The sequence below is a fragment of the Bradyrhizobium sp. BRP20 genome (assembly GCF_020194215.1).
Lineage (GTDB): Bacteria > Pseudomonadota > Alphaproteobacteria > Rhizobiales > Xanthobacteraceae > Bradyrhizobium > Bradyrhizobium yuanmingense.
Genome location: NZ_JADYVY010000024.1, coordinates 33,686 through 56,479, shown reverse-complemented (window position 1 = coordinate 56,479; position 22,794 = coordinate 33,686). Strand labels below are relative to the sequence as shown.

Annotated in this window: 20 protein-coding genes and 1 tRNA gene; 11 read left to right on the top strand and 10 right to left on the bottom strand. The window is 64.2% G+C overall.

Annotated elements, in window-relative coordinates:
• The first annotated feature begins 65 nt into the window (after window positions 1-65).
• From I6F33_RS34185 to I6F33_RS34175, 3 genes are all read left to right on the top strand, one after another.
• A complete protein-coding gene (locus I6F33_RS34185; protein WP_225145444.1) occupies window positions 66-1,262 on the top strand; it encodes a transporter substrate-binding domain-containing protein in 1,197 nt (398 codons plus the stop codon).
• 153 nt (window positions 1,263-1,415) lie between these two features.
• Window positions 1,416-2,108, top strand: coding sequence for a response regulator transcription factor (locus I6F33_RS34180; RefSeq protein WP_225143332.1), 693 nt, complete (start codon window positions 1,416-1,418; stop codon window positions 2,106-2,108).
• A 115-nt stretch (window positions 2,109-2,223) separates the two neighbouring features.
• Window positions 2,224-2,925: a response regulator transcription factor gene (locus I6F33_RS34175; protein WP_225145453.1), complete on the top strand. Its 702-nt coding sequence runs from the start codon at window positions 2,224-2,226 to the stop codon at window positions 2,923-2,925.
• Between the two features lie 36 nt (window positions 2,926-2,961).
• Here I6F33_RS34175 and I6F33_RS34170 read toward each other — a convergent pair whose 3' ends face one another.
• Window positions 2,962-3,639, bottom strand: coding sequence for a VOC family protein (locus I6F33_RS34170; protein WP_225145443.1), 678 nt, complete (start codon window positions 3,637-3,639; stop codon window positions 2,962-2,964).
• 146 nt (window positions 3,640-3,785) lie between these two features.
• Here I6F33_RS34170 and I6F33_RS34165 point away from each other — a divergent pair, with 146 nt between their 5' ends.
• Complete coding sequence (locus tag I6F33_RS34165) at window positions 3,786-4,301, top strand: MarR family winged helix-turn-helix transcriptional regulator (RefSeq protein WP_225145442.1); 516 nt, start codon at window positions 3,786-3,788, stop codon at window positions 4,299-4,301.
• 102 nt (window positions 4,302-4,403) lie between these two features.
• Here I6F33_RS34165 and I6F33_RS34160 read toward each other — a convergent pair whose 3' ends face one another.
• Window positions 4,404-5,759: a hybrid sensor histidine kinase/response regulator gene (locus I6F33_RS34160; RefSeq protein WP_225145452.1), complete on the bottom strand. Its 1,356-nt coding sequence runs from the start codon at window positions 5,757-5,759 to the stop codon at window positions 4,404-4,406.
• 5 nt (window positions 5,760-5,764) lie between these two features.
• The gene (locus tag I6F33_RS34155; protein ID WP_225145441.1) at window positions 5,765-6,931 is read right to left on the bottom strand and encodes an FIST N-terminal domain-containing protein; all 1,167 of its coding nucleotides are present in this window, start codon (window positions 6,929-6,931) and stop codon (window positions 5,765-5,767) included.
• 205 nt (window positions 6,932-7,136) lie between these two features.
• Here I6F33_RS34155 and I6F33_RS34150 point away from each other — a divergent pair, with 205 nt between their 5' ends.
• Together I6F33_RS34150 and I6F33_RS34145 are read left to right on the top strand one after the other, a co-directional pair.
• Entirely contained in the window at window positions 7,137-9,176 is a 2,040-nt protein-coding gene (locus tag I6F33_RS34150) for a methyl-accepting chemotaxis protein (RefSeq protein WP_225145440.1), read from the top strand.
• 158 nt (window positions 9,177-9,334) lie between these two features.
• Window positions 9,335-11,383, top strand: a complete 2,049-nt coding sequence (locus tag I6F33_RS34145; protein WP_225145439.1) for a methyl-accepting chemotaxis protein — start codon at window positions 9,335-9,337, stop codon at window positions 11,381-11,383.
• A gap of 113 nt (window positions 11,384-11,496) precedes the next feature.
• Here the strand turns inward: I6F33_RS34145 and I6F33_RS34140 are convergent, their stop codons facing one another.
• Window positions 11,497-11,877: a DUF3175 domain-containing protein gene (locus I6F33_RS34140; RefSeq protein WP_225145438.1), complete on the bottom strand. Its 381-nt coding sequence runs from the start codon at window positions 11,875-11,877 to the stop codon at window positions 11,497-11,499.
• Between the two features lie 182 nt (window positions 11,878-12,059).
• On the opposite strand from I6F33_RS34140, the gene I6F33_RS34135 reads away from it, so the two are divergent.
• The 3 genes from I6F33_RS34135 (at window position 12,060) to I6F33_RS34125 (ending at window position 16,079) form a co-directional block, all read left to right on the top strand.
• The gene (locus I6F33_RS34135) at window positions 12,060-13,547 is read left to right on the top strand and encodes an MFS transporter (RefSeq protein WP_036026149.1); all 1,488 of its coding nucleotides are present in this window, start codon (window positions 12,060-12,062) and stop codon (window positions 13,545-13,547) included.
• A 4-nt stretch (window positions 13,548-13,551) separates the two neighbouring features.
• Window positions 13,552-14,373, top strand: a complete 822-nt coding sequence (gene otsB, locus I6F33_RS34130; RefSeq protein ID WP_036016048.1) for a trehalose-phosphatase — start codon at window positions 13,552-13,554, stop codon at window positions 14,371-14,373.
• Between the two features lie 242 nt (window positions 14,374-14,615).
• On the top strand, window positions 14,616-16,079 hold the full coding sequence (locus I6F33_RS34125; RefSeq protein ID WP_036016051.1) for a trehalose-6-phosphate synthase: 1,464 nt from the start codon (window positions 14,616-14,618) through the stop codon (window positions 16,077-16,079).
• A 237-nt stretch (window positions 16,080-16,316) separates the two neighbouring features.
• Here the strand turns inward: I6F33_RS34125 and I6F33_RS34120 are convergent, their stop codons facing one another.
• Entirely contained in the window at window positions 16,317-16,658 is a 342-nt protein-coding gene (locus I6F33_RS34120) for a hypothetical protein (protein ID WP_225145437.1), read from the bottom strand.
• Window positions 16,659-16,851: 193 nt separating this feature from the next.
• On the opposite strand from I6F33_RS34120, the gene I6F33_RS34115 reads away from it, so the two are divergent.
• Window positions 16,852-16,941: transfer RNA gene (locus I6F33_RS34115), tRNA-Ser, on the top strand.
• A 24-nt stretch (window positions 16,942-16,965) separates the two neighbouring features.
• Here the strand turns inward: I6F33_RS34115 and I6F33_RS34110 are convergent.
• Window positions 16,966-18,012, bottom strand: a complete 1,047-nt coding sequence (locus tag I6F33_RS34110) for an SMI1/KNR4 family protein (RefSeq protein ID WP_225145436.1) — start codon at window positions 18,010-18,012, stop codon at window positions 16,966-16,968.
• Between the two features lie 245 nt (window positions 18,013-18,257).
• Between I6F33_RS34110 and atzF the strand changes: the two genes are divergently transcribed.
• A complete protein-coding gene (gene atzF, locus I6F33_RS34105) occupies window positions 18,258-19,640 on the top strand; it encodes an allophanate hydrolase (RefSeq protein ID WP_225145435.1) in 1,383 nt (460 codons plus the stop codon).
• Here the strand turns inward: atzF and I6F33_RS34100 are convergent.
• The 4 genes from I6F33_RS34100 to I6F33_RS34085 all read right to left on the bottom strand — a co-directional run bounded on the left by I6F33_RS34100 (window position 19,637) and on the right by I6F33_RS34085 (window position 22,714).
• Window positions 19,637-20,362 (bottom strand): Crp/Fnr family transcriptional regulator, encoded by a 726-nt coding sequence (locus I6F33_RS34100; RefSeq protein WP_036026163.1) that lies wholly within the window; start codon window positions 20,360-20,362, stop codon window positions 19,637-19,639. The genes atzF and I6F33_RS34100 overlap by 4 nt on opposite strands.
• A gap of 68 nt (window positions 20,363-20,430) precedes the next feature.
• Window positions 20,431-21,306 carry an ABC transporter ATP-binding protein gene (locus I6F33_RS34095; protein WP_225145434.1) on the bottom strand — a complete coding sequence of 292 codons (876 nt, stop codon included), beginning with the start codon at window positions 21,304-21,306 and terminating at the stop codon, window positions 20,431-20,433.
• Entirely contained in the window at window positions 21,294-22,067 is a 774-nt protein-coding gene (locus tag I6F33_RS34090; RefSeq protein ID WP_225145433.1) for an ABC transporter permease, read from the bottom strand. Before I6F33_RS34090 ends, I6F33_RS34095 begins: the two co-directional genes overlap by 13 nt.
• Window positions 22,064-22,714 (bottom strand): ABC transporter substrate-binding protein, encoded by a 651-nt coding sequence (locus tag I6F33_RS34085; RefSeq protein ID WP_276573711.1) that lies wholly within the window; start codon window positions 22,712-22,714, stop codon window positions 22,064-22,066. The genes I6F33_RS34090 and I6F33_RS34085 overlap by 4 nt, the downstream gene beginning before the upstream one ends.
• Between the last annotated feature and the right edge of the window lie 80 nt (window positions 22,715-22,794).

Genomic DNA, 22,794 nt, shown 5'->3' with positions numbered 1-22,794 from the left:
CTGGTGCCGCCGCGCCCGGCTCAACAAGCTCCGGCGCAACAAAGCCAACACCAAGGGAGACGAGGATGCGTCCGAATCATTCCGCCACCGGTGCGAGCCGACATCGCGCCATCGCAGGCCTGCTCGCATGTGCCGCCGCGGCGCTGATCGTTCCGGCCTCGCCGCTGCAGGCCAACGAGGCGCAACCGTTCCGTCTCTGCGCCGATCCGACCAACCTTCCATTCTCCAGCGACAGCTCGTCGAAGCCGGGCTTCTATGTCGAGATCGGGCAGGCCCTGGCGCAGGCGCTCGGCCGGCCGATCGCCTATGACTGGTACAAATCCTATTTCGGCAAGCGCACCGTGCGGGTCACGCTGCTCGGCAAGCAATGCGACGCCATGATCGGGCTGCCCAGGTCCGCAGATTTCATGGACCCGGCCGTGATCTTCTCCGACGTCTTCGCCAAGGAGGGCTATGCCCTCGTCGCCACCAAGGAATCTGCGAAGGGCGCGGCGATCGGCGGCATCGAGGGCCTCAAGGGCAAGCGCGTCGCCGTGCAGTTCGCCAGCACGCCGCAAAACCTGCTCGCCAGCCGCGACGACATCCAGAAAGTGACGGTGCTGTCGCCTGAGGAGGGCATGCAGGCGCTCGACCAGGGCCGGGCCGACGTCGCCTTCATCTGGGGCCCGGTCGCCGGCTGGCTGAACAAGACCAGCTACGGCGGCCGCTACCAGATCGAGCTCACCGAGGGCGAGGGCCTGTCATGGGACGCCGCCATCGGCTTTGCCAAGGCCTCGACCGAGTTGCGCGACCGCGTCAATGCCGTGCTGCCGCAGCTTCAGGGCAAGATCGGCGAGCTCGCCGTGAAATACGGTTTGCCGGGCGGCGCGCCGGTTCGCTTCGGCGCAGCGCCGACGCCAGCGCCGCTGACGACGGGCACGGGAAGCGGAGCCGGCGTCGTCCAGGTCGCCAATGTCGTGGCGACTGAGACCAAGGGCGATGCGGTCACGCCGGGCCTTGAGGCCGTCGGCGCGGGCAAGGAGATCTTCAACGGAACCTGCGCCCACTGCCACGGTCCCGATGCGATCCAGAGCGAGCGCAAGATCGATCTGCGGCTGCTGCGTCACCGCTACGGCGACGAGATGCGCGAGAAATATTTGACCACCGTGCAGGAGGGACGGCCGAACAAGGGCATGCCGGCCTGGAAGGAGGTCTATACCGAGGACCAGGTCAACAGCATCTATTCCTTCCTGCTGACGGTCCAGGTCGAATCGAACGATTGAACGGTCTTGACCGAACCCGATCGGGAGGATGTGGTAGCGTTCATCCGGCGCCATCCCGGTGCCGGATTGATGCCGGATGGTTCCGCCTCTTCCGCTGCGGCGGCGGATGCCCGTACGGTGCAGCATTCGGCGGTGCAGTCCTGTGAAGGCGCCATGACCAGCTTCCTGATCATCGACGATCATCCGCTGTTTCGCGAGGCCCTCGGTAATGCGGTGCGGCTGGCTCTGCCGGAGGCGCGGATTGTCGAGGCGATGTCGATCGAGGACGCCCTTCACATCCTGACGGCCGAGCAGGGCGAGGGCATCGACCTCGCACTGCTCGACCTCCTGCTGCCCGATGCGACCGGCTTCTCCGGCTTTCTGCGCTTGCGCGAGGCCCATCCACGCCTGCCCGTCGCCATCGTGTCGAGCGAGGAGGACCAGCGCGTCGTTCGCGAGGCGCTGGAGCTTGGGGCCGCGGGTTTTCTGCCGAAGTCGCTGTCGAAGCGCGAGCTGGCGCAGTCGATCGAGGGCGTGCTGAACGGATCGGTGTCGGTGCCGAAGGATTTCGTGGTAACGTCGCAGCGGCGTCGGGCCGAGGCCAGCAAGGCGCTCGAGGTCAAGCTGCGCGAGCTCACGCCGCAGCAGCTTCGCGTGCTCGATCTGCTGCGGCGCGGCTATCCGAACCGGCAGATCGGCCAGGAGCTTCAGCTCGCCGAATCCACGGTGAAGGCGCATATCACCGAAATTCTGCGCAAACTCGGCCTGTTCAGCCGCAACAAGGCGATCATCGAGATCGGCAAGGTGGACCTGCCGGATCCCAAGGCCCGGCCTTATGCGCGGGCCGACCGCGGGCGGCCGCAATGACGCGCAATATCCTGCTTGATCTGGATCAAACCGGTCTGGTCCGGCTGCGACATTCTCGTTTCGGCGTCGAACCCTTCGATCATCTGGCCAATCAACCGAGAATGGCTCACGCGTGATGCGATTTCTGATCGTCGAAGACCATCCGTTGTTTCGCGAAGCCTTGGAGGGCGCGCTCCAGATGGCGGCGCCGGCGGCCGAGATCCTTCAGGCGACGTCGATCGACGGTGCGCTGGAGCAGGCCGCGGCGGCTGCCGAGCTCGACCTCATCCTGCTCGATCTGTCGATGCCGGGTACCACGGGCCTCTCGGGCATCATCCGCATCCGCAAGGCCTTTCCCAGGATTCCCATCGTCATCGTGTCGGGGCATCAGGATCCGCAGATCATAGCCGGCGCCTTGTCGCTCGGCGTCTCCGGCTACATCCTCAAATCGTCCTCCAAGCAGGAGCTGGCGCAGTCGATCGGCGAGGTGCTGCGCGGCGCGGTCTGTGTCCCTGCCGCCTATCGCGGGCTCGTCCGGCCGCAACGCGCCGCCGGCCCGGCGCAGGATCTGTTGAAACGGCTGCACGAGCTGACGCCGCAGCAATTGCGCGTGCTCGAAATGCTCAAGCGCGGCCTGCAGAACAAGCAGATCGCCTTCGAGCTGAACATCTCCGAGACCACGGTGAAGGTCCACGTCTCCGACATCCTGCGCAAGCTCAACGTGCTGAGCCGCACCAAGGCCATCGTCGAAATGTCCCGGATCGATTTCGCGACCCTGGCCGGCGAAGGCGCCGGCCTGAAGCGGGAGCGTTCGCAGGCCGATCCGCCCTCGGGATAGCCTGGCGTCAGTCATCGGCACGAGGCGCGCCGCGGCTCAAGCCGGCAGCGGCTGGCCGGCCTGCTCGCGGGCGATGTAGTCGGCGTACCAGTCCGGCCAGTTCGCATCGTGCTGACCGCCGTTCCGCTTCTCGTGTTCACCGTGTGCCGCAGCCGCACGTCGAAGCGCGCTCGCGAGCTCGGACGAGGAGGTGAATGTTGTGCCTGCCGCCTCTACGCGTCCCGGCAATCGCGTGGTGACCTCCTGGAACAGCCAGCCGTTGCCATCGGGATCGTTGAACGAGACGTACGAGCGATAGCTGGCGCGTGCGGGATCCAGACCAGCAATCCGACGGCGCCCGAACAGATAAGGCTCGTCGGGTCCGGTGTGCACGTCGCCTTCAGCGTGGAAGACTTCGCTGACCTCGACGCCGCGACCGCGCAGATCGTCTCGCGCGGCTTCAATGTCGGAGACGATCAGGTACAGACCCTGGGCGGAGCCGGGCGCCGCCGCGGTCACGTTCTTGCCGAAAATGACCGAGGAGGGGGAGCCGGGAGGTGTGAACTGGATGACGCGGTAGTCGTCAGGCCCGGCGAAATCGGCATCGAGCCGCCATCCGAGGTTCGCATAGAACTTCTTGGCGCGATCGATGTCCGAAACAGGGATGACGACGACTTCGAGCTTCATGTCGATCGTTGGCGCTTGGGTGGTCTCATTTGCATCGGGGGCAGGCATTGCTTCTCTCCTGATTATAGCGGTTACGATATAATCGTGTGCGCGATATAAAGTACCTTGGAGCCTCAATGTCAACCTTCCGATTTAATCGGACACGATATATATGCACGCGGAGTTTCACATGTCCGTGTTGAAAAGGGCACCCCATGAGCCTGAAGAACGGTCCCAGAGCCGAATTCAGAGACGATTCCAGAGATGATTCAACGACCAATCAGCCGAAACCGGCCGAGGGGGACCGGCGCCTCGACGATTTCCTGTGCTTCGCGATCTATTCGGCCAACCTCGCCTACGGACGAGCCTACAAGCGGGGCCTCGATGAGCTCGGCCTAACCTACCCCCAGTGGATCGCGATCGTGGCGCTGTGGGAGCAGGACGACCAAACCGTCAGCGAACTCGGCGACAAGATGTTCCTGGAATCCAACACCCTGACGCCGATCCTCAAAAAGCTCGAGGCGGCGGGCTATTTGCGCCGCCAGCGCGATCCCGCCGACGAGCGGCAGGTGCGCGTCAGTCTCACCGACGCCGGCCGACGCCTCCGCGAGAAAGGCATGCACATGAATCTCGTGAAGTCGAGCGGACTAAAGCCCGATGAGTTCGCGCTGCTGCAGAAAAGCGTCGTCAAGCTCCGCGACAATCTAATCAAGGCGATGGAGGAGGAGTGACAGGCCCCTGTCTACTTTGCATGGGGTTGTTTTCGACTTTTTTGTCTTGGCTACGTCCGATAGCCCCGCCGCAAGGAAGACGAGGCGAAGATCATCCGCGCTTCAGCTCAGCAGGAATGACAGCAGCGCCCGCATCTCGGCCGGCTTGATCGGCTTCTTCAGCACTTCGAGGCCCTGCAGGCTCGCCTGCTTCGCCGCCTGCTCGGAATAGTCGGCGGTGATGATCATGGCGGGCGTGTCGAGCTTCAAATGCTCCCGCACGTCGGTGATGGCCGAAAGGCCGCTTTCGCCGTGGTCGAGATGGAGGTCGGCGATCACGACATCGGGCGCGCCGCCGAGCTCGCTGAGGCGCACGAGCGCGTCCGCACCCGATCGCGTGGTCGCGACGTCGCAGCCCCATCCCTCCAGCAGCGCGGCCATCGCCTCCGAGCCGTTCGGATCGTTCTCGATCAGCAGGATCTTGGCGCCTTCGAGCCCGCTGTAATCGTAGTGCCGCGCGGCGGGCTCGACCTCCTGTACCTCGTCGGCGACCTCGGCGAGGTCGGCCTGCTCCAGCTCCAGGGTGAAGGTCGATCCCTTGCCGAGCTGTGACGACAGCCGCACCTCGTGCCCGAGCTCGCTGGCGAAGCGGCGGACGATGGAGAGGCCGAGCCCGAAGCCGGCCTGGTCGGCCGCATTGGCATCGCCGCGCTGGAATTCGCGGAAGATCGCCTCCTGCTGCGCCTGCGCGATCCCGGGTCCGGTGTCGGAGACCTGGACGCAGATCTGCCCGCTGCGCGGCCGGCATCCGATCACGACGCCGCCGCTGCGGGTATAGCGAATGGCATTGGCGAGCAGGTTCTGCAGGATCCGCCGCAGCATCATCGCATCCGACATCACCGCGAGCTGAGAGGGGCGGATGCGCAAGGACAGGCCTTGCCGCGCGGCGATCGGCTCGAACTCGTTGCGGAGCTGCTCGAACAGGGGGGCCAGCGCGATCGCGCGCACGTCGGGCTTGAGCGCGCCGGAATCGAGCTTGGCGATCTCCAGCAGCGAGCGCAGCAGGTCCTCCAGCATCACCAGCGAGCGGCTCGCCTGGTCGATCAGCACGCCCGCTTCCTGCGACTCCATCATCTCCGTCAGTGCGGACAGGGTCAGGCGCGCCGCGTTGAGCGGCTGCAACAGATCGTGGGTGACCGAGATCAGCACGGAGGATTTCAGCGAGCTTGCCGCCTCTGCCTGCTGCTTGGCGCGGTAGAGTCCCTCATTGGCACGCTCGACCGAATGCAGCGCCTCGCGCAATTGGTGCGTCCGGTCGCGAACCTTGTGGTCGAGCGCGATGGCGGTTTCGAACAATGAAAAGGCGTTGAGCTGCTGGTCCATCGAGCGCTCGACGCGCGACATCAGCGCGGCATTGATCTTCCTCAGCTTGGCGGCCTCGCGCCTGAGCTGGTCGACCGCATCGGGGCCCTGCCACATGTCCGTCACGACGGGCGCCTTCCGATCGCAACTCCCGTGAAGGTCTGGTTCACATGCATGGAGCCGAACTGCTCGCCGTAAGTGTGAAAGCCGACCACACGGTTCTGCCGGTACAGTTCTGACATGTCGCGGGCGAGCTGATGCTGCTCGGCATCGAGCCGGCGGAGCAGGCATTCGAAGCCGATATAGAGCGAGACGTCTCCGATCTGGTCGCGGATGTCGGCGAACGTCTCGCGGGCCGCGCCGACCAGGCTTCGCGAGGTCGCGGCGGTCAGCACCATGCCCTCGTCGATGGCGCAGAAGAAATGCAAGGAGCCGTCCGGCTCGACCCGCTGGATCGAGCGTGCGTAATAGGCGCCGCCGACGCGCACGAGGACCGGATGCGAGGCGAAGGAGAACGGATCGAGCTTGGCATCCATGATGCCGACCACGCGCGAATATTCTTGCGCGGCAGGCTCTGCGTTCAGCTCCCGGACCATGCGGTTTTCGATGTCGGCCTCGGTCACCACCATCTTCTGCGCCTGCGGCTCGAAATTGTCGCACTTGAAGACGCGGAACGGCAACGAGGTGTTCAGCAGGATCAAGAGGGCGGCATTGCTGTGTGCCTTGCCGTCGAAGAACACGAATGTCTTCTCGAAGCGCAGCCCGTCGCCTGCCGACCCGCCGACGACCGGAATATCGTCCAGCGATGCATAGATCGCGGACATCACCGCTTCTTCGCGGCGGCACAGGCCGTCGATCAGGACCAGGCCGAAGGGACTGCCGCGCTCGACCTGCGGCGTGGCCCGCAACAGCTCGTGCCGGAGCTCGCCGCCGATCCTGCGGCCGTCCTCGACGCGGAAGCTGTCGAGATTGAAGATCGGCCGCACCACCGCGGAAAAGTCCGCGCGGCTGAACGCCAGCGCCACGACGCTGTTCTCGTCCCAGCCGTCAGGAGCAAGCTCGCCCGCGGTGGTACAGCCGCAGACCTCTGTGTCGTCGAATTGGCGGCTGATCTCCGCGATGAAGCGATCGGGGTCGTAGCTGGGGGAGACGAACACCAGGATCAGCGCCAGCCCGTCGGACGGGAGCTGGGCCGCCAGCTCGGCCACGGCGTCATCGACGCTCGCGGCCTTCGACTTGGCCACGGCAACGCCAGACGCACCGCCAAACCGAAAATCGGTTTGCCCCACTCCGTTTCTCCCTTAAGGCTCGGTCTGATGCCAAGTGCCTGATAATTATCGAGAGTAGGGCGTTTTCCGGTGAGCCGCAACACGGCAGCCGCTCCCCGCAAGCCCGGTCGGATTTACCACCCCTTGAGGATTCTGCCCTAATTTTCCGCAACGTTCGGAAAGGGCTGCTTCCGGGCCGCAGAATCACATGAGCTGGGGGTTGGGAATGTCCGGGCGTACCGCGTCGCCGTCGAAGCGTGCACAATTTCCGACCCTCAAGTTCCGCGCAAAGATCATACTCGGCTTCGCCGCCGTGCTGGTGATCTCCGCCGGCAGCATGGCGTTTTCCTATTTCGGCTTCGAGCGGGTCGCCGCCGGGGTCGGATCCTACCGCAGCAGCGTGTCGGAGGCCGATCTCGCCCGCAATATCGACCGTGAGCTGCTCGCCTATCGTTCGGCCGCCAAATATTTCGTCGTCACCGGTAAGGAAGACGACGCCAAGGCGGCGCTCGATGCCGAGGCCAGCCTGAAGAACGCCATCGACCAGGCCGTCAAGGCCGCCACCAAGCCGGCGCGGCAGGAAAGCCTCGGCAAGCTCGCCAAGGAGTTTTCCAACTTCTCCGCAACCTTCGCTAAGGTGCTCCAGGCCAAGCGCGACAGCGCGCTGCTGGTGCAGAACCAGCTCCAGCGCCAAGCCAATCTTCTGAAGTACAAGCTCGACGACATCGGCAACAACGCCTCCGACGCCGAAGCGCAGGCGATCGAGTTTGGCACCAAGCAGGTCAACGCCCAATTCCAGACCGCAAGCGCTGCAGCCACCCAGTTCGTGCTGACGTCCGATCAGGCGATCGCGAACAGCGCCCTCGCGCGGCTGAAATTCGTCGAGAACTCGCTGGGTGCGGTCTATTCCATGGACGACAAGATTGTCGCTGGCCTCAAGGAGGCCAAGTCCATCCTCGGCGCCTATCGCGAGGCGCTGGAGAAGTTGATCGCCAACGCCAAGCTGGTCGATGGCCTCGTCACGGAGATGAGCGGCTCGGCCGGCGCGATCCAGCAAGGCGCCACCGCCATGAAGGCGGACCTCGTCGCCGAGCAGCAGCGGCTGGATTCGGAGTCGGCGGCGGCCATCGGGCAGACCGAGCAGCTGGTGCTGATGCTGGCCGTCGGCGGCACGCTGTTAGGCGCGGTCCTCGCCTTCCTGCTCGGCACCGGCATCTCGCGGCCGATGATTGCGATGTGCAAGGCGATGCGGGAGCTCGCCTCGGGCAATTTCGACGTCGTGCTGCCGGGTCTTGGCCGCAAGGACGAGATCGGCGAGATGGCCAGCGCGGTCGAGGAGTTCAAGATCCAGGCCGTTGCAAAGGCCGAGCGCGACGCCGCCGCCAGCGAAGTGCAGAACCGCGAGCAGGCCGCAAGCCGCCGCGCCGAGCTGATCCGCTTTGCCGACGATTTCGAGAGCGCGGTCGGCGCCATCGTCTCCAACGTCTCGGCCTCGGCCGTGCAGCTGGAATCGGCCGCTTCGACGCTGACCCGCACCGCCGAGACCACGCAGAGCCTGTCGAGCCAGGTCGCCGGCGTCTCCGAGCAGGCCTCCTCCAACATGCAGTCGGTCGCGACCGCGACCGAAGAGCTCTCGGCTTCGGTCGAGGAGATCGGCCGCCAGGTGCGCGATTCCAGCCGCATCGCAGAGGCTGCCGTGATGCAGGCCAAGGAGACCGACGGCCGCATCGGCAAGCTCTCGCATGCCGCCCAGCAGATCGGCGAGGTGGTCAAGCTGATCACCGCCATCGCCGAGCAGACCAATCTGCTCGCGCTCAACGCCACCATCGAGGCCGCCCGCGCCGGTGAAGCCGGCCGCGGCTTCGCGGTGGTTGCGAGCGAGGTGAAATCGCTGGCAAGCCAGACCGCGAAGGCGACCGACGAGATCTCCTCGCACATCACGGGCATGCAGGGCGCCACCGCCGAATCGGTTGCCGCGATCAAGGAGATCGGCGCGACGATCGGCCAGATCTCGTCGATCTCGACCTCGATCGCGAGCGCGGTGGAGCAGCAGGGCGCCGCGACCCAGGAGATCGCCCGCAGCGTCCAGACCGTCGCGCAGGGCACCCAGACCGCGGCCACCGATATCGGCGAGGTCAACCGCGGCGCCGCCGAGACCGGCTCGGCCTCGGAAGAGGTGCTGAACTCGGCCAAGACGCTGTCGAGCGAAAGCACCCGCCTTCGCGCCGAGCTCGACCGCTTCATGGCGAACATCAGGGCGGCGTAGTAAAGCGCACCTTAACAAATCCCTACGTCACCTAACCGCCAGTTGCGGCGCCACAAGTTTACCGCAGCTTATCCTTTGCCGGTTACCGTGCACACGAGTCGGAAGCGGGCTGCTTCCCGGCTGCGCCTGGTTTTCCGCGAATGGAATGGGGTGGGGGAATGTCGGTCACGTCCAAATCGAGCCAATCGAAGTCGCGCCAATCGAAGCTACCAACGCTGCGTTTTCGCGCAAAAATCATCCTCGGCTTCGTGGCGGTGCTCGCCATCCTCGCCGTCAGCATGGCGTTCGCCTATTTCGGCTTCGAGCGGATCGCAGGCGCTGTGGCCTCCTACCGCACCAGCGTAGCGGAAGCCGATCTGGCGCGGACGGTCGATCGCGAGCTGATCGCCTATCAGGGGCTGGCACGGGCCTATACCCTGACCGGCGCGGCCGATGACGAGACCGCAGCCAAGGCCGCTGAAGGAAATCTGAAGAGCGCGATCGCCAAGTCGATGGCCGCCACCACGGGCGCGGCTCGCCGCGAGCAGGTCGGCAAGCTCGAGGCCGAGTTCCAGAGCTTTACGAAAGTCTTCAGCGAGATCATCACGCTGACGCGCGAGAACAACAAGATCGCGGCCGACGAGCTCAACAGTGTCGGCAACAAGATCCGCTTCAAATTCGACGATCTCGCCGACACCGCGGCGCTGGCGGGTCTCTCCTCGGTGCAGACCACGGCCAAGGACATCACCTCGCAATATCTGGCGGTCTCGACCTCGGTCAGCGCTTTCGTCGCCAAGCCGGAGCCGAAGACCGCCGACGGCGTGATCGCCCGCATCAAGTTCCTCGAGACGCTGCTGGTCTCCGTCTACGCGAACGACCAGAAGATCACCGATCGCGTCAAGGAGATCGGCGATCTCTTGAAGCAGTACCGCACCTCGTTCGCAAAGCTGACCGAGAACGTGAAGGTCATCGTCAAGCTGAACGGCGAGATGACCAAGACGGCGGCGACCATCCTCAAGCTCTCGGCCGAGCTGCGTTCGGATCTCACCGCGGACCAGCAACGCATCGAGGCGAGCGCCAATGCGACGATCGTAGAGACCCAGCAGCTGATGCTGATGATGGCGCTCGGCGGGCTGGCCATCGGCATCGTGCTGGCCTTGTGGCTCGGCAACGGCATCTCGCGGCCGATGATCGCGATGTGCAAGGCGATGCGGGAGCTCGCCTCGGGCAATTTCGACGTCGTGCTGCCGGGTCTTGGCCGCAAGGACGAGATCGGCGAGATGGCCAGCGCGGTCGAGGAGTTCAAGATCCAGGCCGTTGCAAAGGCCGAGCGCGACGCCGCCGCCAGCGAAGTGCAGAACCGCGAGCAGGCCGCAAGCCGCCGCGCCGAGCTGATCCGCTTTGCCGACGATTTCGAGAGCGCGGTCGGCGCCATCGTCTCCAACGTCTCGGCCTCGGCCGTGCAGCTGGAATCGGCCGCTTCGACGCTGACCCGCACCGCCGAGACCACGCAGAGCCTGTCGAGCCAGGTCGCCGGCGTCTCCGAGCAGGCCTCCTCCAACATGCAGTCGGTCGCGACCGCGACCGAAGAGCTCTCGGCTTCGGTCGAGGAGATCGGCCGCCAGGTGCGCGATTCCAGCCGCATCGCAGAGGCTGCCGTGATGCAGGCCAAGGAGACCGACGGCCGCATCGGCAAGCTCTCGCATGCCGCCCAGCAGATCGGCGAGGTGGTCAAGCTGATCACCGCCATCGCCGAGCAGACCAATCTGCTCGCGCTCAACGCCACCATCGAGGCCGCCCGCGCCGGTGAAGCCGGCCGCGGCTTCGCCGTGGTTGCGAGCGAGGTGAAATCGCTGGCAAGCCAGACCGCGAAGGCGACCGACGAGATCTCCTCGCACATCACGGGCATGCAGGGCGCCACCGCCGAATCGGTCGCCGCGATCAAGGAGATCGGCGCGACGATCGGCCAGATCTCCTCGATCTCGACCTCGATCGCGAGCGCGGTGGAGCAGCAGGGCGCCGCCACCCAGGAGATCGCCCGCAGCGTTCAGACCGTCGCCCAGGGTACCCAGACCGCGGCCACCGATATCGGCGAGGTCAACCGCGGCGCCGCCGAGACCGGCTCGGCCTCGGAAGAGGTGCTGAACTCGGCCAAGACGCTGTCGAGCGAAAGCACCCGCCTTCGCGCCGAGCTCGACCGCTTCATGGGTAATATCCGGGCAGCGTAGAGACCGCGGAAAGAACGCGTAGGGTGGATTAGCGAAGCGTAATCCACCACGTTGATGTCACGGCCGGTAGTGGAACGGTGGGTTACGGCTTCGCCTGACCCACCCTACAAGTCTCATTCCCTTCCGAACGCCCGCTTCAGCTCCACCTTCGCGCGCTCCAGTCGCGTGCGCTGCGTCTTGGGCAGCGTCTTGCCGGCACGGTTGATGTAGAAGGTCAGCATCGACAGCGCGGAGCGATAGGCGCCGGCCTTGCGTCGGGAGCTGTGCTCGGCCGAGCGCTTCAGCGAGGCCGCAATCCTCTTCGCGCTCGTCAGCTTGAACACCCCTTGCTTGAGATCGAGCGCATCACTCTCCTCCGTCACGCGCTGCGACCAGCGCCTTGTGGCGCGTTTGGTGCTCTTGTGCGCGGTCCCGCTCCGCCGGGTGTTTGCCTTCTGTGCCGCATTGCGCGGGCTGCTGTTTCGAGAATGTGTCGTCTTTCTGACCTGAGCCATGCGCCAACTCCTTGCGGGTCCAGCGGAAACGAGCGGTGCTCGCTGGCGTTCCCGCGGGAACCCGGCCCCCTCGCAAACGTTGTCGCAGGTGGCAGGCAGAATGCCGCACCCCGATGATCGGATCGACCCCGTCCACGTCATGTGAGCCGGGGCCGCTTCCATTGATCAGACGCAACAATCCGATGGAACTGCAGCAGAGCCCAGCGCTGAACTATGCACCCGTAGTCTCGGCGGCGGCCGTGACCGACCGCATCGTCGAGACCAGCATTCCCTCGCGGCTCGATGCGCTGCCGTGGAGCGGTTTTCACACCCGCGTCGTGCTCGCGCTGGGCATCACCTGGATTCTCGACGGCCTCGAGGTGACGCTTGCGGGTGCGCTCTCCGGTGCGCTGAAGCAAAGCCCATCGATGCAGTTCTCCAATCTCGATCTCGGCATCGCCAACTCCGCCTACCTCGCGGGCGCCGTGCTCGGTGCGCTCGGCTTCGGCTGGCTGACCGACCGTATCGGCCGCAAGAAGCTGTTCTTCATCACGCTGGCGCTCTACCTCTCGGCAACGGCCGCAACCGCGCTGTCATGGGATGTCGCGAGCTACGCGCTGTTCCGCTTTCTCACCGGCGCCGGCATCGGCGGCGAGTACACAGCGATCAACTCGACGATCCAGGAGTTGGTGCCCGCACGCTATCGCGGCTGGACCGATCTCGTGATCAACGGCAGCTTCTGGATCGGGGCTGCGATGGGCGCAGTGGCGGCCATCGTGCTGCTCGATCCCGCAGTATTCGCTCCCGATCTCGGCTGGCGCCTGGCCTATCTGATCGGCGCCGCCCTCGGCCTCGTCGTTCTCTTGATGCGGATGTGGATTCCGGAAAGTCCGCGCTGGCTGATGATTCATGGTCGTCCCGACGAGGCCCATGCCATCGTCGACGGGATCGAGCGGTCGGTGATCGGGCACGACCAGGATACGAGCGACGGACGCTTCACCAAGATCCGCCTGAAGATGCGCGATCACACGCCGATCCCCGAGGTGGTCCACACCTTGTTTTCGGTCTATCGCCGGCGCGCATTGGTCGGCCTCGTTCTGATGAGCGCGCAGGCATTCTTCTACAACGCCATCTTCTTCACCTTCGCGCTGGTGCTGACCGATTTCTACGGCATCAAGGCCGACCACGTCGGCTGGTACTTGCTGCCGTTCGCGGCCGGCAATTTCCTCGGGCCGCTGCTGCTCGGCCGCCTGTTCGATACGCTGGGACGCCGCACCATGATCACGTTCACCTATGGCGCATCGGGCCTGTTGCTGGCGCTATCAGGCTATCTGTTCTCGATCGGTGTCCTGAGCGCGCAGGGGCAGACCATCGCCTGGATGGTGATCTTCTTCTTCGCCTCGCCCGCCGCGAGCGCGGCCTATCTCACCGTCAGCGAGACCTTTCCCCTCGAGGTTCGCGCGCTGGCGATCGCGGTGTTCTATGCGGTCGGCACCGGCATCGGCGGCGTGATCGGGCCGGCGTTGTTCGGCGCGCTGATCGACACGGGATCGCGCACCAGCGTATTCGCCGGCTATCTGTTGGGGGCCGTCCTGATGATCGCGGCTGCGATCGTGGCGTGGCGCTATGCCGTCGCCGCCGAGCGCAAATCGCTCGAACACATCGCGCGGCCGCTCGCCTTTATGGAGTAGACTGATGAAATCGGAACTTGCGGAAATGGCGTTGGACCAGAAGCTCACCATACCTGATGACGACGAGACGCCGGAAACGGTGCCGGTGCCGCATGCGTTGGTGCCGCATCTCGATGAAATCGCCATTCTGCTCGACATCGATGGCACGCTGCTTGAGCTGATGCCGACGCCGCGCGAGGTGTGGGTGCCGCCGGGCCTGTCGGAAACGCTGAAAGCTTTGACCGAGCGCACCTCGGGGGCGCTGGCGCTGGTCAGCGGCCGCTCGCTCAACGACATCGACCTGATCTTCGCGCCCGACGTGTTCCGCGCCGTCGCCGGTCATGGCGCGGAGATGCGGCTGGCCGTGGACAGTGAAGCGGATGCCCTGCACGCGCCGCCGCTCGACAAGGAGCTGAAGCGGCGCCTCGCCGCCATCGCCAAGCTCAGCCCTGGAATCCTGCTCGAGGACAAGGGCTATTCGCTCGCGCTGCATTACCGCCTGGCGCCGCATGCGGAGAAGGCGATCTACGAATCCGTCTCACTGATCCGCGCCGATCTGCCCAATGCGCCGATCGAGGTGCTGCCGGGCAAGTTCGTCTGCGAGATCAAGCATTCCGGATTCACCAAGGCGAGCGGCGTGCGCGAGTTGATGAAGCGCGCGCCGTTCAAAGGACGTCGTCCGCTGTTCATCGGTGACGACGTCACCGATGAGACCGTGTTCGCGATCATGCCCGACATGGACGGGCTGGCGTTCTCGGTCGGCCGCCGCGCCATGGGCGTGAATGGCCACTTCGATGCGCCGGCGGATGTGCGTGCGTTCCTTGCGCACCTGCTCGATCCCAGGTGAAACCAAGGCAGCGTCATCTCGCAGACACAAAGGCTTGCATCGCAGCGCCATTGCGCGCTGCGATGCGTGCTGCGCAACAGGACCGGAAACGCTGTCTTTGCAGCGAAATGACTGGGTTCCACGAGCGAAACCAGTTCCAACGCGCACGCCCGATTTTGGTTTCAATTGGTTGAAACGATGATCAGGAACCATATTGATGAACGGCAGTTAAATGGGGCGGAATGAACAGGAGGGGACGACCTGTGAACTTGATCGTCGTTTCAAATCGCGTCGCCCGCGGCAAACCCAACGAGCCCATGACGGGCGGCCTTGCGGCGGCATTGCTTCCCGTTGTGGAACATTCTGGTGCGATCTGGGTCGGTTCCTCCGGCCGGGTGCGTGATGGCCACCAGAAGGAGCCGTTCGCCGAGATCGAGGCGCTCGGGACAGGCGCGATTGCGACGTTGGATCTGCCGGCGGCCCATTACGGCGGATACTACGAAGGCTTTGCCAATTCGGCGCTGTGGCCGGCGCTGCATTCGCGCAGCGACCTGATCCGCGTCTCGCGCGAGGACTATGTCAGCTATCGCGAGGTCAACGCCTTCATGGCGCGCGCCTTGATGCGTTTCCGCAAAGCCCGGACTGCGTTCTGGGTTCAGGACTATCATTTCCTCGCGCTTGGTGCCGAGCTGCGCGAGCTCGGCGTCGATGATCCCATCGGCTTCTTCCTGCATACGCCGTGGCCCGTCACTGCTGTGATGCAGGGCGTACCCAACCATCGCGAGCTGATCACCGCGATGCTGGCCTATGATCTGCTCGGCTTCCAGACCGAGGAAGATCGGCAGAACTTCCTCGGCTATGTCGGCGCCGAGCTCGGCCTCACCATCGAGGACGGGGTCGTGGTCTCGCAGCATGGGCGCACGCGCTGTGAAGTTTTCCCGATCGGCATCGATGCGGAGAAGTTCGCCGCCTATGCCGCGAAGTCGGCCGCGCATCCGGATGTGTCGCGCCTGCGCCGCAGCCTCAACGGCGAGCGCCTCGCGATCGGCGTCGACCGGCTCGACTATTCCAAGGGTCTCGTCAACCGCATCAGCGCATTCGACCGGCTCTGGACCGAGCAGCCGCAATTTGCGCGCAGCATCTCGCTGCTCCAGATCGCCAATCCCTCGCGCGGCGGCATCGAGGCCTATGGCAATCTCCAGAACGAGGTCGCGCGCCTCGTCACCGACGTCAACGGCCGCCACGGCGAGGTCGACTGGACGCCGATCCGCTATTTGAACAAAGGCTTCAGCCAGGCCGTGCTCGCCGGTCTCTACCGCACCGCGCAGGTCGGCGTGGTGACGCCGCTGCACGACGGCATGAACCTCGTCGCCAAGGAATACGTCGCCGCGCAAAATCCCGCCGATCCCGGCGTGCTGGTGCTGTCGAAGTTCGCCGGCGCCGCCAACGAGCTCGACGCTGCGCTGCTGGTCAATCCGCACGATATCGACGGCATGGCCCGCGCGGTCGCGGTCGCGGCATCCATGCCGCTCACCGAGCGCAAGATGCGCTGGGATGCGATGATGAAGAAGCTGCGCGGCCACACCATCCAGCAATGGTCCGCCGATTTCGTCGCCGAGCTCGAGAAGTGCCGCACCGAGAAGGCCGCCGTGGCGCCGCTCGCGGCCCAGCCGCCGCAGGCGCTGCGCTGGTTGAAGTCGGCGATCTCAGGCGTGCGGTTGATCTAATCTCAGCTTGGCTCGATCTCACCCTCTCCCCTTGTTGTGGGAGAGGGTGGCATAGGGGGCCTCTGGCCGCCGTTCTTAAGAACGCCGATGCTTTGCATCGGCTATGGCGACAGCGGCGAGACGGGTGAGGGGTGTCTCTCCACGCGTGAACGTCTCGCAGCAAGATTTGTGGATGCAACCCCTCATCCGGCGCTTCGCGCCACCTTCTCCCGCAAGGGGAAAAGGCAAGAGCGCCCCTCAATAGCAATACGACACGCCGTCCAGGATCGCGCATTGCCGCTTGTTCGGCGCGTTCGGATTATCCAGCGGCACCACGCCCTTGCCCTGGCCGACGAACACGCCGGGCCCGACATGCACCGAGCTCTTGTTGCCGATGATCACGCTCTGATGCGGCGCCGAGCTGGAGCGCGTGCCGTCCGGCCAGAGGATGGCATCGCCTGAAAGCACCCCGCGCCGGCCGTCGTCGCAGCTGACGTCGCCCCCCTGCCGGGTGCAGACCTGGGCCAGCGCCGGCGCGGCAAGGGCGGAGCCGAGGGTCGAAATCAGGCTCAAGGCGGCGATGGTCTTGCGGATGGTCATGGCGTCCCGGTCGTGTGTGGCGGCTTGCCGTGAATCGTCGCGCCAGGGCCGCCCGCGGTTCAGCCCCGCGGCCGCTTCGGGTGCCCGCGGAGCCTGATATTGTGCTGCAAATACAGTAAGTTGCGGAAAAATCGCCCGATATCTCCGCGATCCCTTGCAAAATCGTCGGCGCCCCTTCAAGAGAGGGCGCTCCGGAGAGATGGCCGAGTGGCTTAAGGCGCACGCTTGGAAAGCGTGTGTGCGGGAAACCGTACCGTGGGTTCGAATCCCACTCTCTCCGCCACCCGCTCAAATCAATCGCGCCGGCTTATTTGCCTTCGGGGCCAGCAATCGTCGCCAAGCGTCCGAGCAGGGCCGCCTCGGCCCTGGAAGTCAGACGGTAGCCTTCCGCCATCTCGGCCATGTCGCCGCGGGCGACGCACGCGTCCCACCAGTCCCTCACAAAGCCCTCGGCGTACCCGCGCGTGTTGAAGCCGTAAGGTTCGGTGACAAGGTCGAAAGCGATCATCAGCTCGTAACAAGGCGAGTCGTAGGAGGTGCCGGTCTCGGACCGGCCCAAGAAAGCTTCGAAGGATCTGGCCGTACGAAGGCTCGAATAAAGCCAGAACATCAGTCCATACATCAGATGTGAGCGCTCGTCGTCGTGCAGGGCAAAGAAGCCCTTCTCGTCCACGATCTGCCGGGCCAAGGTGCGCAACATTCGCTCGCCGTGCGGCAGACGGTCGCCGACGGCGGCCAAGGCTCGCACCACGATTGGCGATAACGTTCCCCGCTCGACGGTCGCGATCGCAGCGGCCCGATCCTCCTCAGCAGTGTCGTACTCGGACTCCTCGACCAAGCCGCGAATGAAGGTCTCGAAGTCCGACGCGACGACGACGATACGGCAGTCATCCTCCTGGTCGACGTACACGACCTGCGGCTCGCCCCGCTTTCCGCAGCTCCGGTAGTCCAGCATGATCAGTTCGTGGCCGCCGGCCGGCGTGTCGGCGATTCCGACGCCAATCGGCGGGTAGCCCCATTCCTCGATCATGAACTTGGCGCCAAACTTCCCGGCGAGTGAATAGGTGGACGTACGGCCAAGAGCGAAGAGCCCCTCGATAGCCACGTGGTCCTCCGCCCAGCCTGTACGCTCCTTCATTGGATGGCAGTTGCGCTTGACCATTCCGCCATTGTGGCGCCGTGCGAGGTCGACATAGGCCGCCGGCAGCCGATACCCTCCGATTTCATGCTCAATGGAGGCGATCAGCTCGTCGGTCGGCGGAGGCTCGACATAGTTCTCCAGGGAATACGGACAGTCATTCCAGAAGCCTTCGAAGTCAAAGTCGTCAAAGAGCCGTTTCGTCGCCATCTTCATTACCTCGTCATGTTACGAGGCGTGTCTAAGCGCCCAGTAGCCAGGACCGTTGATTGCCGCCCTTCGGAATGAAAACAGCTTATACGTCAATCAGGATTGACTGACACTCTTTCCGCCATTTGCTGCCGCTCACAACGGTTTGGTTGCAGGCTCGAGTCCCGCCGGTGCGGTTGAGGCGCTTAGTTGCTTTCATTGCTGGGCAGCGGCTTCATATTCGTGGGGTCATGCCCTCAGGAGCTTATTCCGTGCCGCAAGCGATCCTATCCGCGCAGAGCCGACCCCTCCGTTCTCGTGCCGAGTTAGCCTCCATCATCATAAGCGCCTATGAGCGCATCGAGCGGGACCGGCACCGCAATTGCTGGATCTATGTGCGGCCCATGGAAGAAGCGCTGGCTGGGGTTGATGCACTTGTGCAACGAGCGGAAGAGGGTGAAGTCCTGCCGCTCCTTGGCGTGCCATTCGGCGTCAAGGACAATATTGACGTTGAGGCCATGCCAACGACAGCAGCCTGCCCGTCATTCGAATATAGGGCTGCGCAATCGGCCAGATGCGTCGAGAAATTGGCGGCCGCGGGTGCGATCTGTCTTGGCAAAACCAACCTGGATCAGTTCGCAACCGGACTGTCCGGCGCCCGCTCCCCCTACGGCGCCTGTTCTAGTGCGGCGGACGATCTGTATGTCTCCGGCGGTTCGAGCTCCGGCTCGGCTGCTGCCGTAGCATCGGGCCATGTTGCCTTCGCTCTCGGCACAGATACTGGCGGCTCAGGCCGGATTCCCGCAGGCTTCAACGGAATCATCGGGATCAAGCCAACCGTCGGCCTCGTCTCGTCCCGGGGACTTGTGCCGAACTGTCCGACGCTCGATTGTCCCTCGATCTTCTGCAATTCCATTGCCGAAGGTCGAATTCTGCTCGGGTTGATCGAAGGATTCGACGACAGTGATCCCTATAGCCGCCAACGGATTGCCTCGTCCTTCCCATCTCCTCGCAATTTCCGGTTCGGCCAGGTCCCTGTCGGTCATCTCAATTCGTTCGGCATGCCGGAATGCGATGACCTTTACAGGCAGGCCTGCACGAGACTTTCGGGATTGGGAGGCCAAGCCAGGAACATTGACTTCGCGCCTCTCGCCGAAGCCGGTGAAATGCTCTTCTCAGGGCCCTGGATTGCCGAACGTCATGCGGCGATCAGCAAGCTCCTGGACATCGATCATGGAGACCTGCTTGACGTCATCCGCAACGTGCTGAGCGGAGCTGCCCGGTTTTCCGCAACAGATGCATTCGCCGCGCAACATCGACTTTGGAAGCTGCGACGCCAGATCCAAACGCTTTTCGAGGAGATCGATGTCCTGGTGGTACCGACCGCGCCACGCCCCTTCACGATCGCGGAGATGATGGAAGATCCCATCACGCTCAACAACCGCCTCGGTTACTACTCCTATTTTGCCAATCTGGTGGACTTGTGCGCGGTGTCGGTTCCCAACGCAACGCTCGGCAACGGCATGCCGATGGGTATCACTTTGCTGGCACCTGCGTGGCGCGACCATGTTGTTCTCGACCTTGCCGAACGATGGCTGCCCGATGCGAAGGCCAGACTGTTCGATCTAAAGGAATATCCGAAGGCCGCCTCCTAGACCACTTCGAGATCGAGGGCGCGCAGATTGAGGATCACAATCAGGCCCCGGTGATAACGGATGACGCCTCTTGCCTGCATGCGGGAAAGCTGCACCGTCACCCATTGGCGGGTTGAGCCGATCAGATTGGCGAGATCACCATGCGTGAACGGGATCCCGATCACGATCTCGCGGCCCTGCTGCGAACCGTAGATCTTCGAGAGGAAGACCAACAGACGATGCAGCCGCTCGGTCACCGAGCGGGTCCCCAGCATTTGCGCCATGGCCGAGTAGCACCGTGCCTTGAAGGCGAGCGCATCCAGCAGCGCGACTGCGATACTTGCCGATTGAAGCGCCAGCGCACGCAGGGCTGGGCCGGGCAAGAACGTCACTCGGCTTCGTTCCACTGCAACCGAAGACCATACGTGGGCACCAGCACCGAACAGATCGGGGCCGCCGACGAAGTTGCCGGCAAACCAGTAGGCCAGCGTCACCTCGCGTCCGGAAGGCGCCGCGTAGTAGCTGCGAATACGCCCCTCTTCGATCAGATATATGCCGTTCTGCAGATCGCCCTGACGCCAGACATGCTTGCCTGCCTGCAGAACCTCCTCGCGTCCGATGGCGAGGACACGGCGCCGGTCAGCCTCACACAACGGATCCAACAAGCTCGGCAGGGACCCGACCAGAGCATCCGATCCCGCCAGCATGATGCCGGTCGCATTCCTGAGACTTGCCGCTGACATCTGCTCGCTCCCCTGCCGCCGCAGGGGAAAGCTATTCAAGAGCCATGCCAGAACATATCGTCAGGCGCCTACGTCTTGATTTCCATCTGCTCGAAGGCCTTGCGGCCTTCCGAGCGGATCAGGTCAAGGCAATCCCGCTTGAGGGCGAGATAGGCGGCCTCCGCGACAATGGCGCTGGAGCGCGGCCGCGGCAGGCTCACCTGAAGATCCCTGAGGATGCGGCCAGGTCCGGCGCTCATGATCAGCACACGGTCAGAGAGAAGGATCGCTTCATCGATGTCGTGTGTGACGAAGACGATTGTTGCGTTGATCCGCTCGCGGAGTTCGAGCAGATTGTCCTGCATGACCGCCCGGGTCTGCGCATCCAGCGCTCCGAACGGCTCGTCCATCAACAGGACACGCGGCTGATTGGCGAGGGCACGGGCAATCGCAACCCGCTGCTGCATGCCCCCGGATAGCGTGTGCGGATATGCCGACGCAAATCTGGTCAGACCGATCATCTCGATGAGGCCGTCGGCAATCCGCAGCGCCTCCGCTTTCGGCTTGCCGAGAGCGCGGGGCCCGTGTGCGATATTCCGGCGCACCGATTTCCACGGAAACAGATGTGGCTGCTGGAAGACCATTCCGATCTCGGGCCGTGGCTTGCGCATTGCTTCGCCGGCCATGAGCACCTGGCCTCCGAACGGCCGCTCGAGGCCGGCCATTGCATTCAGCAGCGTGGACTTGCCGCAGCCGGATGGACCGACGATCGAGACGAATTCTCCCTGGGCTACTGCCAGGGATACGCGGTCGACCGCGATGACCTGCCCGCTCGGCGCATCGAAGACGATGCTCAAATCCTCGACCCGGATGATCGCCTGACACGCCGCGGCGGACGGCGGGTACGTATCCACGAGCCTGAGCGGCTGGTCTGGACGAAGCAGGCTAGGGGTCATCGCCACCACACGGCACGTTCGGCAAGAATCGCGAAGGAACGGTCGGCGACGAAGGAAAGCAGTCCGAGAGCCGCCAGCCCGCCCATGACCTGACCCGTTTGCATGTTCTGTTGCGCAATTTCGATACGATAAACGATACCGGCGAACGCTCCTGCCAACTCGGCGGCGACCAGCGTGTAGAAGGAGATGCTCACCGCGGTTCGAAGACCGACCGTGATATAGGGCAGCGCGCCAAGAAGGACGATCTCCCACAGCATCTGCGGTTGCGGCGTGCCGACCATCTGGGCGGCTCGGATAAGTCCGTGGTCGACTTTCTGCACCCCGATGTGGGTCGCGAGCCATACCGTGAAGAACACGCCCCAAACGACCAGGAAAAGCTTGCCTGTTTCCGAGAGGCCAAACCAAAGGATGACGATCGGCACGAAGGCGATGGGAGGAATTGGACGAAGGATGTGAAACAAGGGCGAAAGCAGGCTGGACACCAGTCGAAATCGGCCGGTCAGGATGCCGAGCACGATTCCGCCCGCGGCCCCGATGGCAAATCCCGCGGCCACGCGCGCGAGGCTCGCCATCAGGTCGGCGAAGAATTGTCCGCTGCGAATCCATTCGAGAACGGCAACCGCGACGGTCGATGGCGGCGGAAACAGCACGGTGTTCACGATGCCGGAGCGCGCAACCAGTTCCCACATGCCTGTGAAGGCGGGCACGGAGAGGACGGCGACCAGTACGCTCAGCCGTTCGGTCGCGCTGCTGCGTCTGCCGACGCTCACGGGCGTGCCCCCAGCGTGACGCGAGCTGAATCGAGCGCCTTCAGCGGCGCCGTCACCAGGACTTTCGTGAAATCGGGCATGCTCGCTCCAGGGGGATGATTGCCGGTCTCGAGCCGCCAGGCGGCATGGGTTTTCAGAGTCGTGAGAATCCTGTCGTCGAGGCGCACATGGTAGACGTAGTCCGTCCAGATCGACGCCAATTCATCGCGTTTCATCCCCGTCGCCGCTGCGATGACGTCGATTGCTTCACCCGGATTCGCCTTGAGCCAGCCCTCGGCTTCGATGAGGGACGCCAGGAACTTGCTGACGATCGCCGGGTTGGCGGCGAGGTAAGACTGCGTCACGACGATATTGAAGGTCTCCGTGTAGAGACCTTTGGTATCAAGCGGGATCGCGCCTTCGCCGAGAGCCTTCTTCGCATTCGCGACGTGCGGCTCCCAGGTGTCGAATGCGTCGATGCTGCCGGCCGCCATCGCAGGGAGCATCTCCTGCGGTCGCAGGTTGACGAGCGTCACGTCCTTCGACGTCAGGCCCGCCGCTTTCAACAGAACCGAGGTGTAGACCTCGCTGCCGGTTCCGGCCGTGAAGGCGATTCGCTTTCCACGCAGATCGGCCTTCGTCTTGATCCCGGCAGAAGCTGCGGTCATGGTCTTCAGATCCGAATATTCCATCCCCGCCTACGAAGGCGATGGGTTGCTGCGCCATCGCGGCCGCCGTGACCGGCGCC

Excerpts from the sequence above, each read along its gene's own strand:
- I6F33_RS34185 (WP_225145444.1), top strand. The coding sequence starts at position 66 with ATGCGTCCGAATCATTCCGCCACCGGTGCGAGCCGACATCGCGCCATC.
- I6F33_RS34180 (WP_225143332.1), top strand. The coding sequence starts at position 1,416 with ATGACCAGCTTCCTGATCATCGACGATCATCCGCTGTTTCGCGAGGCC.
- I6F33_RS34175 (WP_225145453.1), top strand. The coding sequence starts at position 2,224 with ATGCGATTTCTGATCGTCGAAGACCATCCGTTGTTTCGCGAAGCCTTG.
- I6F33_RS34170 (WP_225145443.1), bottom strand. The coding sequence starts at position 3,639 with ATGCCTGCCCCCGATGCAAATGAGACCACCCAAGCGCCAACGATCGAC.
- I6F33_RS34165 (WP_225145442.1), top strand. The coding sequence starts at position 3,786 with ATGAGCCTGAAGAACGGTCCCAGAGCCGAATTCAGAGACGATTCCAGA.
- I6F33_RS34160 (WP_225145452.1), bottom strand. The coding sequence starts at position 5,759 with ATGTGGCAGGGCCCCGATGCGGTCGACCAGCTCAGGCGCGAGGCCGCC.
- I6F33_RS34150 (WP_225145440.1), top strand. The coding sequence starts at position 7,137 with ATGTCCGGGCGTACCGCGTCGCCGTCGAAGCGTGCACAATTTCCGACC.
- I6F33_RS34145 (WP_225145439.1), top strand. The coding sequence starts at position 9,335 with ATGTCGGTCACGTCCAAATCGAGCCAATCGAAGTCGCGCCAATCGAAG.
- I6F33_RS34140 (WP_225145438.1), bottom strand. The coding sequence starts at position 11,877 with ATGGCTCAGGTCAGAAAGACGACACATTCTCGAAACAGCAGCCCGCGC.
- I6F33_RS34135 (WP_036026149.1), top strand. The coding sequence starts at position 12,060 with ATGGAACTGCAGCAGAGCCCAGCGCTGAACTATGCACCCGTAGTCTCG.
- otsB (WP_036016048.1), top strand. The coding sequence starts at position 13,552 with ATGAAATCGGAACTTGCGGAAATGGCGTTGGACCAGAAGCTCACCATA.
- I6F33_RS34120 (WP_225145437.1), bottom strand. The coding sequence starts at position 16,658 with ATGACCATCCGCAAGACCATCGCCGCCTTGAGCCTGATTTCGACCCTC.
- I6F33_RS34110 (WP_225145436.1), bottom strand. The coding sequence starts at position 18,012 with ATGAAGATGGCGACGAAACGGCTCTTTGACGACTTTGACTTCGAAGGC.
- I6F33_RS34100 (WP_036026163.1), bottom strand. The coding sequence starts at position 20,362 with ATGTCAGCGGCAAGTCTCAGGAATGCGACCGGCATCATGCTGGCGGGA.
- I6F33_RS34085 (WP_276573711.1), bottom strand. The coding sequence starts at position 22,714 with ATGACCGCAGCTTCTGCCGGGATCAAGACGAAGGCCGATCTGCGTGGA.